Below are 11,792 nucleotides of genomic sequence, written 5' to 3'. Positions count from 1 at the left end.
CGCGCGGGCGGTCCCCGGCCGGGCCGGGCGGCTTCCGGGGGGGGCCGCCCCCGTCCCCGCCCCGGGGGCCGGGGACGGCGCGGGTCAGCGGCCCTGGAGCCTGGCCGATGTCGTGCGGGTCGGGGGGAGCTGGTTGTAGAGGAGGCGGCCCGGGCATTCCGTGGCGAAGCCGTCGCGGTGGCCCGAGATGACGTTCATCCGGACCTGGCTGCCCTTCTTGTACAGGTTGCCGCCGCCCGAGGTGAGCGTCGTCTTCGCCCGGGGGTCCGCGCCGAACAGGCCGAGCTTCCACGCCGTGAGGCCGGCCACCGCCCTCACCGCCGCCGCCGGCGGGGCCGTGGAGGTGAAGGTGCCGATCACCGCGACGCCCATGCTGTTCGTGTTGAAGCCCATGGTGTGCGCGCCGAGCACCGGTTTGGCGACCCCGCCCGCGCGGCCCTCGTACACCGTGCCGCACTTGTCGACCGCGAAGTTGTAGCCGATGTCCCGCCACCCCTCGCTGATCACGTGGTAGCGGTACAGGCTGCGCAGCACCGACGGGGCTTCCTGGCAGGCGTAGTTGTTGCCGGAGGCGGTGTGGTGGACGAACGCCGCCTTCACGGTGTTCGTGTACACGAAGCCGGACTCGCGCAGGCTCTCGTCCGCGCCCCACCCCTTGCGGGTGACGATCCGGGGCCGCGGTCCGATGTAGGGGCGGGCCGCCGCGCTGATGCTGCCGTCGCTCGCGGCGATCGCGTCGGCGGTGGAGTCGGCCTTGTCCAGCGCGGTGATCTCGTCGGCGCCGAGCGGGGCCAGCGGGACGTTGGCGGAGGAGGACTCGGCCATCTCCATGGTCATGCCGGGGGCCACTTCCGCGTCCCCCTTCTCGTCGTCCCGCGGGCCCGCCGCCGCTCGTCCGGAGCTCTTGCCCGGGCTCCTGCCGGGGTTCTTGTCGTCGGTGCCCGTGGTGCGGGACTGCGTGCCGGGGTCGATGAGTTCCAGCCGCATGCCCGCCGGCAGCGGCGCGGCGGCGGCCCGGCTGCCCGACTCGGCCCGGACGCGGACCTCGACGCCGTCCGACTCGCCGACCCACAGCGGGGCGGTGCTGCCTCGGACCCGTCCCGAGCCGCGTTCGGCCGCGTCGGGGTCGGCCGCGTGGTCGCCGTTGTGGGTCTCGACGTCCTGCCAGTCGGACCAGGCCGCCGTACGGGCGGAGCGGGTACGGACCTGGACCCGGCCGAGGAGCCGGGTGTTCGCGTCGTCCCAGACGACGCCGACCAGCGAGAACCTCTTGACCTCGCGCGGGGTCAGGCCGCGCGTCTCGGGCAGGCGGGGGGCGGCGCTCATGCCGGGGACGCCTGGCGTGCGGTCCGCGGCCGGTCCCAAGGGGACCAGCGGCAGTGACTGGGTGGACCCGGCTGGGTTCACGGGGACGGCCGCGCCACCGGGCGCGGCCGCCAGGGCCGGAGTGGTCAGCGCGAGCGGCAGGGCCAGTGCGGCGGCCGTCGCGACGCCGATCGAGGAAGCAAGGAATCCACGCATGGAAAAGATGCTGGGCACCCGCATCACGAACCGCCATCGGTAAACTGACGCCCCGTCCGCTGAAACGCCCATACCCCTCCTCCGTACGGGGGAGCCACGGGCCGCCGTCCGGCGGAGGGCGCCGCGTACGCTGGTGCGGGTGAACGCCACTGACCGCACCCCTGCCGACCTGCTGCGATCCGCGCTCGCCGCCGATCCGGGCCGCCCCCTCGTCACCTTCTACGACGACGCCACGGGCGAGCGCGTCGAATTGTCCGTCGCCACCTTCGCCAATTGGGTGGCCAAGACCGCCAATCTGCTCCAGGGCGACCTGGGCGCCGAGCCGGGGACCCGGCTCGCGCTGCTGCTCCCGGCGCACTGGCAGAGCGCGGTCTGGCTGCTCGCATGCGCCTCCGTCGGGGTCGTCGCCGAGGTGGACGGCGACCCGGCCGCGGCCGATGTGGTGGTGAGCGGGCCGGACACCCTTGAGCAGGCCGCCGCCTGCACCGGGGAGCGGGTGGCGCTCGCCCTGCGGCCGCTCGGCGGGCGTTTCCCGCAGCCGCCGACCGGGTTCGCGGACTACGCGGTGGAGGTGCCGGGTCAGGGAGACCGGTTCGCGCCCTTCCAGCCGGTCGACGCGGACGCCCCGGGGCTGGTGGTGGGCGGCGAGGAGTTCTCGTACGCCGAGGTCGTCGCGCGCGCCCGCGAGGACGCGGCGGAGCGGGGCCTCGGTGAGGGTTCACGGGTCCTGTCCGGGTTGGGATACGACTCCTGGGAGGGGCTCTCGGCGGGCCTGTTCGCCGCCCTCGCCGCGGGCGGCTCGGTGGTGCTGTGCCGGAACCTGGACCGGCTGCCCGAGGCCGGGCTGGCCCAGCGGGTCGAGAGCGAGCGGGTCACGCACACCGTCTGACGGCCCCCGGGCCCGCACCCGCCCTCACTACCGCTATTTGTCACCCGCACGGCCCTTTACAAGGGGCCGCCCCCGGGCCGCCCCGGCCACTCGGGGGCAGGATCGGCACAGGCCGTGGCGACCCGTGCGGCCGCCGGTTCTGCGAGGGGACGGTGCGCGAGTGAGGGCCAGCGCGGGCATACCAGGTGGCACCGGAGGCGGCGGAGGCGTTCCCACGCCCCCGCGCGGCCGCCGGGGCCGTCTGCTGCGCTGGGTGGCGCTCGGGATGGCCCTGCTGGTGCTGGCCGGGGTGGCCGCCGGGTGGTGGCTGTACCGGAAGCTGGAGGGCAACATCCGGGAGGACACCTCCGCGGCCGCCGAGCTGGAGCGCTACGAGCGCGAGCGGCCGGCGCACCTCGCCGACGGCGCCCAGAACATCCTGATCATCGGTTCGGACACCCGTTCGGGCAAGGACAACGCCCGCTACGGTCGGGACCGGGGCACCCAGCGCTCGGACACCGCGATCCTGTTGCACCTGCCGGGGGATCGGAAGAGCGCGACGGCCGTGTCGATACCCCGTGACCTGGTGACGGACATCCCGGGGTGCCTGACCCCGGACGGGAGTCGCACCGGCGAACAGCGGGCGCAGTTCAACTGGGCGTACGAGTGGGGTGGGGCCGCCTGCACGATCCGCACGGTGGAGAAGCTGACCGGCATCAGGGTCGACCACCACATGGTGTTGGACTTCGGCGGGTTCAAGAAGATGGTCGACGCGGTGGGCGGGGTCGAGGTCTGCGTCAAGCAGTCGATGGACGACCCGGAGGCGAAGCTGCGGCTGCCCGCCGGGCGTCACCTGCTGCACGGGGAGCAGGCCCTCGGCTTCGTACGCGCCCGCTACAGCCTGGGCGACGGCAGCGACACCGAACGGATGCGGCGCCAGCAGCAGTTCCTCGCGGCCCTGGTGAAGAAGGTACAGAGCAACGGGGTGTTGCTGAACCCGGGGCGGCTCTACCCGCTGCTGGACGCGGCGACGTCCGCGGTGAGCACGGACCCGGGGTTGGCCTCGCTGCGCGGGCTGTACGAACTGGCCCGTGGCGTGCGGGACATACCGACGGACCAGGTCCGGTTCCTCACGGTGCCCCGCCGGCCCTACGCCGCCGACCCGAACCGGGACGAACTGGTCGAGCCCGACGCGACCCGGCTCTTCCTCCAGCTGCGGACGGACCGGCCGTTGACGGTCACGCCGCCCCCTCCGACCGGCCCGCAGCCCCCCGCGGGACCGTCCCCGACGGACGGGCCCCGGAGCGGGTATCCGTGGCTCATCGGAACCGACTCGTCGCCCTCGCCCGTCCCCACTTTCACCGGCACCACGGCCGACACCCCGGACTGCCGGTAAAGCAATCCAAAAAGCGAGTGGTCCAACCGCTCCGGTTGGGCGTTTTGGCATGTTATGCGGGGGGTGGGTTTTATCACCGTCATGGTTTGAGGACGACATGGCCGGATAAGGTGAGCGATCCGGTGCCCAGGCCGCTAAGGACGCCGGACACCAGCAGCCGGACGTTGACCGTGCGCCTTGGGGGAGGCGCGTCGCGAGGCACCGACGGAGGATTCGAGCAACCGTGGATGCGCAAAGCCGTGGGCGGGCGGACGAGATCGACCCCGCTGACCAGTGGGTTCTCAACCCCCGCACCGGCAACTACGAACTGCGACCGGGCAATTCCGCTGCGCAGCGGCCGTCCGTCGCCACCCCCCGCAGATCGCGCACCTCGTCGCGTACGGCTGCCCCGGTCACATCCCCCGCGTCCCCGGCGGTGCCGGGGCCCCGTCGTGGCGACGCCCCTCCCGGGGGCGGCGGGCGGCGACCCGGGCGTTCCCGCAAGGGCGGCGGGAAGCGTCCGTTCCGGGGCAAGAAGGCCTTGGTGGTCGGGGGCGGAACCCTGGCGTTCGTCCTGGTCGCCGGATCGTTGGGCGCGTACCTGTACTACGAGCACCTCAACAGCAATCTGAACGTGATCGACACCGGTTCCGCGGGCACGGGCGGTTTCAAGAAGGACCAGCCCATCAACATCCTCGTCATCGGCACCGACAAGCGCAGCGGTGAGGGCAACGAGGGCTACGGGGACGCGAACAGCGTCGGCCACGCGGACACGACGATCCTGTTCCACGTCTCGAAGGACCGCAGCAACGCGACGGCGCTGTCCATCCCGCGCGACCTGATCACCACCATCCCGGTGTGCCCGACGAAGCAGGACGGTGCGGTCAAGGACATTCCCGGCCAGCACGCGGTCCGGTTCAACGAGAGCCTGGGCCAGGAGGGCCGCGACCCGGGCTGCACGATGCGCACGGTGCAGCAGATCACCGGGATCCAGGTCGACCACTTCATGATGGTCGACTTCAACGCGGTGAAGAACCTGAGCACGGCCGTCGGCGGTGTCCCGGTGTGCGTGGAGAAGGCCGTCCACGACAAGGACTCCAAACTCGACCTGCCGGCGGGCGAGAGCCGGCTGCAGGGCGAACAGGCGCTGGCCTTCGTGCGCACCCGGCACGCCTTCGGCAACGCGAGCGACCTGGACCGCATCAAGACGCAGCAGCAGTTCCTCGGCTCGATGATGCGCGAGATGAAGTCCAAGGAGACCCTCACCAGTCCGAAGAAGTTCCTCTCCCTGGCCGAGGCGGCCACCAAGTCGCTGAGCGTCGACCAGGGAATAGGGTCCATCAAGCAGCTCACCTCGCTCGCGGGCGAGTTGAAGAACATAAACCTCAAGAACATCACCTTCACGACGCTCCCGGTGGTCGACAACCCGAACGACCCCCCGGGCAAGCACATCACCGTCGTACTCAACCCCTCGCAGGCCGATCCGCTGCTGCGGATGATCCGGGGCGACGTCTCGCTCACGGAGGTCGAGCAGAAGGAGAAGGCGGCGGCGCAGGACGCCAAGAACAAGCAGGACGCGCAGCTCCAGGGCAACCGCGCGCCCGCGGGGGACGTCAGGGTGAACGTGCTCAACGGCGGTGGTCCCGCCGGGTCGGCCTCGACCACCTTGACCTGGTTGCAGAACAGCAAGGGCGTGGGCAAGGCCAGCAACCTCGGCAACGCCCCGGTGAAGGTCGACACGACGCAGTTGGAGTACGCGCCCAACCAGGCCGACCAGGCCCGGGCGCTGGCGGACATGATGGGCCTCGCGGGTTCGGCCCTCAAGGTGGGCCCGGCGGACGCGGCGCCGCGTACCCCGATGAAACTGACGCTCGGCGCCGACTTCAAGGAACCGGGTGTCCCGATCTCGGGGCCCGTACCGGAACAGGCGCCCGAAGGGCTCCAGCGCGTAGAGGCGGACAAGGCGATCTGCGCGAAGTGACGGTGCCCGACGGGCGTCGTGGGGGGCGGTGGTCAGCCGCCGTGCTCGTCGACCGGCCGCCGAACGGCGGCCGGTGGCCGGTAGGACCGGCAGCACACCGACCATTGTGATCTTGAGGGGGATACGCGTGAGGCACAGCAGCGTGCGTGGGGAGGGGGCGCCCGACCAGGCCACCGGCGACGGCATACCCGGCGGCGGTGCGGGCGCGTCCGGCGTCGTGCCCCCACCGCGGTCGGGTTCGGCCGGGCGCCGGCCCCCGGGTCGCCCGGCCGGCCGCGAGAGGCCCGTCCGCAGGCGCCGGCGGCGGGCGCTGTTCTGGGTGGCCTCGGTCCTGGCGTTCCTGATCCTCTCGACGTCGGCGGCCGGGTACCTCTACTACCGGCACCTCGACGGCAACATCCGCAGCGGCCAGCGGCTGAGCGGCGAGAGCGGCGTGGCCAAGTCCGAGGCGAACGCCAAGGGCCAGCGTCCGTTGAACATCCTGCTGCTCGGCTCGGACAGCCGGAACAAGCCGGAGAACCTGGAACTCGGCGGCGGCCGGGACACCGTCGGGTCGCCGCCGCTCGCCGACGTCCAGATGCTGCTGCACGTCTCCGCGGACCGCCGCAACGCCTCGGTGGTGAGCGTTCCGCGCGACACCGTGGTGGACATACCGGAGTGCACGGACCCGAAGACCGGCGAGAAGTTCAAGAAGACGCACGCCATGATCAACGAGTCCCTCGGGCGCGGGGGCCCCGGCTGCACCCTGGCCACCTGGGAGAAGCTCACCAACATCTACATCGACCACTGGATGATGATCGACTTCTCCGGGGTCGTGCAGATGGCCGACGCGATCGGCGGCGTCGACGTCTGTGTGAAGGACAACGTCTGGGACCGCCCCCTGCCCACCTCCAGCGGCGGCTCCGGCCTCAAGCTCAAGGCGGGCGTCACCAAGGTCAAGGGCGAACAGGCGCTCCAGTGGCTGCGCACCCGGCACGCGTTCAGCAGCGACCTGGGCCGTGCGCAGGCGCAGCACATGTACATGAACTCGATGATGCGCGAGCTGAAGAGCCAGAACGCCTTCACCGACGTCGGCCGGATCACGGCCCTGGCGGAGGCGGGCACGAAGGCGCTGGAGGTCTCCGAGGAGATCGGCTCGGTCAAGAAGCTGTACGGCCTGACGATGCAGCTGAAGGACGTACCGGTCAACCGCATCACGATGACGACGATGCCGACGCTCCAGGACCCCCGGGACCAGGACCGGCTGATCGTGAACCCGGGCGACGCCGACAAGTTGTGGACGATGGTCCGCAAGGACGTGGCCTTCGACAAGAACGGCGATCCGCAGGCCGCGCAGAGCCCGCAGCCGAGCGAGCCGGCCGGTGGGCCGAGCCGGCCCGCGACGGGCGGGGACGCCACGGGCGGGGACGCGTCGAAGCAGCCGGTCACCACGCCCGACAAGATCGCCGTGCACGTGGTCAACGGCACGGGTGCCGGGATGCCGCTCGCACCGCAGCGGGCCTCGGTGGTCGCCGGGGCGTTGGTCGGCAAGGGCTTCACGGCGGCCAAGGCGGACAGCGCCCTGATCCCGGAGAAGACGACCGTGGTCCGCTACCCGAGCGCGGATCTGGCCGACGAGGCGCAGAGCGTCGCGGCGGCGCTGGGCATCCCCGCGAGCGCGGTGCAGCAGTCGGCCGACGTCTCCCGGATCACGCTGATCGTCGGCGCCGACTGGCGGGAGGGGACCGCGTACCCGCAGCAGGCTCCGCCGGCGGCCGGGTCGGTCCCGGACACGGCCGAGGCGATCAACGGCGCGGACAGCAGCCAGTGCATGGACGTGTACAAGCCCTACCGGTGGTGAGCCGACCGCGCCGGGGGTGAGCCGGTGAACGAGAGGGGGCCCGGTCCGTTGCGGACCGGGCCCCCTCTCGCGTACGTCGTGTCGCCGCGTCTTCGCGTTGCCGCGTTGCGCGTCCTCGCGCCGTCGCGTCCTCGGGTTCAGACTTCCGAGGTGTCGCGTCGCACCGACGGGCGACGGCTGGCGATGACCTTGTCCGCCAGCGAGCGCGGGCTCGTCAGGAAGCCGAACCCCCAGCACATGTGCATCGTGGCCAGGGCCACCGGGATCTGCGCCCGGGCCTTGAGCGAGAGTCCCTTGCCGGCCGGGATCGCGCCCGCGGTGATCGCCGCGAGGTAGCCCGCCGGGACGGCGAAGGCCCATGGGGTGAGGGCGACACCCGCCACCAGCCCGGCCGCGATGGCGCAGACGGCGATCGGCGGGGCCAGGTAGCGCAGGTTGATGGAGCCCGAGTGGTAGCGGGCCACGACGTGGCGCCAGCGCCCGTAGTCCTTGTACTGCTTGGCGAGCGCCCGTACGGAGGGCCTCGGGCGGTACCGGACCTTCAGCTCGGGCGAGAACCAGATGAGCCCGCCGGCCTCGCGGATGCGGAAGTTCAGCTCCCAGTCCTGCGCGCGGATGAACTCCTCGTTGTAACCGCCCTGCTGCTCCAGCGCCTCGCGGCGGAAGACGCCCAGGTAGACGGTCTCCGCCGGGCCGGCCTCGCCACCGGTGTGGAACGCCGCGTTGCCGACGCCGATCCTCGACGTCATCGCGGCGGCGACGGCGTCCTCCCAGGCGTTCTCGCCCTCGGCGTGCATGATCCCGCCGACGTTCTGCGCGCCGGTCTCCTCCAGGAGCCGCACGGCGGTCGCGATGTAGTTCGGGGAGAGCATGCCGTGGCCGTCGACGCGTACCACGATCGGGTGACGCGAGGCCTTGATGGCGGCGTTGAGGGCGGCCGGGGTGCGGCCGGTCGGGTTGGGGACGGTGTGGACGCGGGCTCGTTCGTCGGACGCGGTTTCGCGCACGAGCTCGGCGGCGATCTCGTCGGTGCGGTCCGTGGACGGCCCGAGTGCGATCACCACCTCCATCTCGCCTGCGTACTCCTGGCCGAGGATGTGCCGGACGGAGTCACGCAGGTGGCGTTCCTCGTTGAGCACCGGCATGATCACCGAGACTGCGGGCTGCTGGGCGGGCATGTGGTCCTTCACGGTCGGGTATCGGTGTCACGTTACCGCGTACGGGGGAACCGGGTGCGCGGCGGACGAGCGGTACGGACGGACGCCGATCGTATGGGCCTACTGTTCTGACGATCAGCCAATCCCTCATAGCCGACATACCCGCCGATATCGGCTCATTCGTCCTTGCCGTTCCCCGCGGAGGTGTCCCCCGTGCCCCAGCCGCATCGTCCCCACCGTCCCGCCAGGCCACGGCCGCCCCGGCGCGCGCCGCAAGGCGGCGGTCGCCAAGGGGGAGGCGGTGGCGGCCCGGTCCGGCGCCCGGGCGACCGGCCCCGGTGGGGAGTACGGCTCGCGGGCGGACTGGCGGTGGTGGTGCTGGCCTCCGGAGCCGTCGGGCACGCGGTGATGACGGGCCTGGACACCGGCATCGACCGGGTGGACCCCTTCAAGGACATGAAGAACCGCCCCCAGGCCGGGCACGGGATGAACTTCCTGCTGGTCGGCACCGACGGCCGCGACAAGATCACGCCGGAGGAGAAGCGCGAGTACCGCCTCGGCGGGGCGCCCTGCCACTGCACCGACACGATCATGCTGGTGCACCTGTCCGCCGACCGGGACCGCGCGAGCGTGATCAGTCTGCCCCGGGACAGCTACGCCGAGGTCCCCGCCCACCAGGACCAGAACACCGGCCAGCCGCACAAACCACACCCCATGAAGCTGAACGCCGCCTACTCGGAGGGCGGCCCCAACCTGACGGTGCGCACCGTGGAGAACATGACCCGGGTGAAGATCGACCACTACCTGGAGGTCGACTTCACCAGCTTCATGAAGACCGTCGACGCGGTCGGCGGCGTGGAGATCTGCACCGCCAAGACGATGCGCGACAGCTACACCGGCCTGGAACTGCTGCCCGGCACCCACCGCCTCACGGGCGGCCAAGCCCTTCAGTACGTACGCTCCCGCCACGTCGACGGGGCCGCCGACCTCGGCCGGATGCAGCGCCAGCAGCGGTTCATCGCCGCCCTGATCAAGCAGGCCACCGGCAGCGGGGTGCTGCTGAACCCGGTGAAGTTCAAGCAGGTCAGCTCCACGCTGCTGGGGTCGGTACGGGCCGACCGGGACTTCGGCTCGGAACAGATGCTGGCCCTGGGGCAGGCGATGCGCGGCTTCACCCCCTCCTCCTCGGAGTTCGCCTCGGTACCGGTCGGCGACACCGCGTACGAGGTCAAGGGGATCGGGTCGACCGTGAAGTGGGACGAGCCCAAGGCGGCGAAGCTCTTCGAGTCGCTCCGCGAGGACCGGCCCCTGGCGGACGCCCCCGCCGGTGAGCCGGGGCGGCCCGGACCGTCCGGACAGCCCGAGCGGCCCGGCAACCGGCCCCCGGCGGCGGTCGCGGTGGACGTGCCGCCCGACGAGATCCGGGTCCAGGTCGAGAACGGCACCCGGATGGCCGGGCTCGGCGGCCGCGTGGACTCGGCGCTCCGCGCCACCGGCTTCGACACCACCGGCCGCCCGGGCGTCGGCGCCCGCCGCGACGTCAAGCGCACGGTGATCACCTACGACCCCCGCTGGGACCGCTCGGCGCGCACCGTCGCGACGGCGCTGCCGGGCAGCGAACTGCGCGCCGTCCCCGGCCAGGGCCGCACGGTCCTGGTGACGGCGGGCACGGACTACGAGAAGGTGATCGCGGTACGCGCGGACGACCCCTACCAGGGCCGGTTCTCCGTGGCCACGGGCGACCAGGTCAACTGCGCCAAGTAGCGGCGCCCCACCTCAGCCGGTGAAGGCGGCGGTGGCGGAGGTGGCGTCGGCGCCGCCGGCGGCGTCGGCCCAGTCGTTCCAGGAGCCGGTGTTGTAGTCGGCGTCGCGCTCAATGAGCCGGTTGGCACCGGTGGTCGCGAAGACGTGGTTCACGTTGTTGGCCGCCGCGCTGGTGACGCGCTTGAGGTTGTCGCCGCCCATGTTGCTCCAGCCGTTCCAAGCCCCGCGGTCGAAGTCACCTTCGGTGTCGTAGTACTGACCGGCGAGGCTGATGGCACCCAAGTGCACGGTTTTGTCGCTCACGGAAGCTGTGACGTCGAGGGCCTTGAAGCCACCGTTGGGGCCGGCGATGCCCCAGCTGCCCCACTTGCCCGCCGCGTAGTCGCCGTCGAGTTCGAGGATTTGGTCGGTCGCGTCGGTGGCGAAGATGTGGTTGACCTGGTCCGCGGTGGTGGCACTGGCGACGTGCTTGAGGCTCGTACCCCCCTTGTCACTCCACCCGTTCCACTTGCCGGCCGAGAAATCACCGTCGGTGTTGTAAAGATGCCCGTCCGCACCGATCGCGACCAAGTGCACCGTGTTGCCGTACGACGAAGCCGCGAGCGCCGTGAACGTCGTCGAGTTGTTGATGGCAGGCGCGAACCAGCCCGACCACTTACCCGACGCGTAATCACCATCGTTCTCATAGATCTTGCTGTCCCCACCGATGGCGAACACCCGGTTCACCGAACCCGTACCCGCGCTGGCGACCTCCTTCAACTGCGAAGCACCCTGATTGCTCCAACCACTCCACTTCCCCGCCGCGAAATCACCCTCGGCGTTGAACAGGTCCCCACCCGGAACGATCCGCTGCAAATGCACCGTGTTCTTCACCGATACAGGAACCGGGTCCGGGTATGGACTCGTGTGGTCCGCCCCGAGACCGGCCGCAGGACCACAGCTCGGCCACGCACCCTGCCCCTGGCCTGCGAGCACCTTCTCGCCGATGAGTATCTGCTGTTTCTTGGTCGCGAGATCCGCCCTGGACGCGTATGCCGTACCGCCGTAGGCACTCCAGGTGCTGGGGGTGAACTGGAGGCCCCCGTAGAACCCGTTGCCCGTGTTGATGCTCCAATTGCCCCCGCTCTCGCACTCGGCGACCTTGTCCCAGGTGCTCACCGAAGCGGCGCTGGCGGGTCCGGCCAGGGCGCCGGATGCCGCACACGTGACGAGTGCGGCAAGGGAAAGAGTGAGTGCGGTACGCGCTTGGAATGACATGGACATGACAGGTCCCCCCTGCTGGTAAT

At 71.3% G+C, this 11,792-nt stretch carries 8 protein-coding genes; 5 read left to right on the top strand and 3 right to left on the bottom strand.

The annotated features are described in order from the left end of the window. Positions 1-84: 84 nt before the first annotated feature. Positions 85-1,521, bottom strand: a complete 1,437-nt coding sequence (locus E6R62_RS13690) for a peptidoglycan recognition protein (RefSeq protein ID WP_136213652.1) — start codon at positions 1,519-1,521, stop codon at positions 85-87. Between the two features lie 139 nt (positions 1,522-1,660). Between E6R62_RS13690 and E6R62_RS13685 the strand changes: the two genes are divergently transcribed. The 4 genes from E6R62_RS13685 (at position 1,661) to E6R62_RS13670 (ending at position 7,585) form a co-directional block, all read left to right on the top strand. Continuing rightward, on the top strand, positions 1,661-2,410 hold the full coding sequence (locus E6R62_RS13685) for a TIGR03089 family protein (RefSeq protein ID WP_136213651.1): 750 nt from the start codon (positions 1,661-1,663) through the stop codon (positions 2,408-2,410). Positions 2,411-2,570: 160 nt separating this feature from the next. Then, on the top strand, positions 2,571-3,785 hold the full coding sequence (locus E6R62_RS13680; protein ID WP_240801652.1) for an LCP family protein: 1,215 nt from the start codon (positions 2,571-2,573) through the stop codon (positions 3,783-3,785). Between the two features lie 223 nt (positions 3,786-4,008). After that, on the top strand, positions 4,009-5,745 hold the full coding sequence (locus E6R62_RS13675; RefSeq protein WP_136213650.1) for an LCP family protein: 1,737 nt from the start codon (positions 4,009-4,011) through the stop codon (positions 5,743-5,745). A gap of 310 nt (positions 5,746-6,055) precedes the next feature. Then, positions 6,056-7,585 (top strand): LCP family protein, encoded by a 1,530-nt coding sequence (locus tag E6R62_RS13670; RefSeq protein ID WP_136213673.1) that lies wholly within the window; start codon positions 6,056-6,058, stop codon positions 7,583-7,585. A gap of 137 nt (positions 7,586-7,722) precedes the next feature. Here the strand turns inward: E6R62_RS13670 and E6R62_RS13665 are convergent, their stop codons facing one another. Further along, positions 7,723-8,763, bottom strand: a complete 1,041-nt coding sequence (locus E6R62_RS13665; RefSeq protein ID WP_136213649.1) for a glycosyltransferase family 2 protein — start codon at positions 8,761-8,763, stop codon at positions 7,723-7,725. A 351-nt stretch (positions 8,764-9,114) separates the two neighbouring features. Between E6R62_RS13665 and E6R62_RS13660 the strand changes: the two genes are divergently transcribed. Beyond that, the gene (locus E6R62_RS13660) at positions 9,115-10,506 is read left to right on the top strand and encodes an LCP family protein (protein WP_240801651.1); all 1,392 of its coding nucleotides are present in this window, start codon (positions 9,115-9,117) and stop codon (positions 10,504-10,506) included. Between the two features lie 12 nt (positions 10,507-10,518). Here the strand turns inward: E6R62_RS13660 and E6R62_RS41735 are convergent, their stop codons facing one another. Then, complete coding sequence (locus E6R62_RS41735) at positions 10,519-11,664, bottom strand: transglycosylase family protein (RefSeq protein WP_276615574.1); 1,146 nt, start codon at positions 11,662-11,664, stop codon at positions 10,519-10,521. Positions 11,665-11,792: the final 128 nt, after the last annotated feature.

The organism is Streptomyces sp. A1136 (assembly GCF_004795055.1).
GTDB lineage: Bacteria > Actinomycetota > Actinomycetes > Streptomycetales > Streptomycetaceae > Streptomyces.
This window is presented reverse-complemented; position numbering and strand designations above follow the sequence as displayed.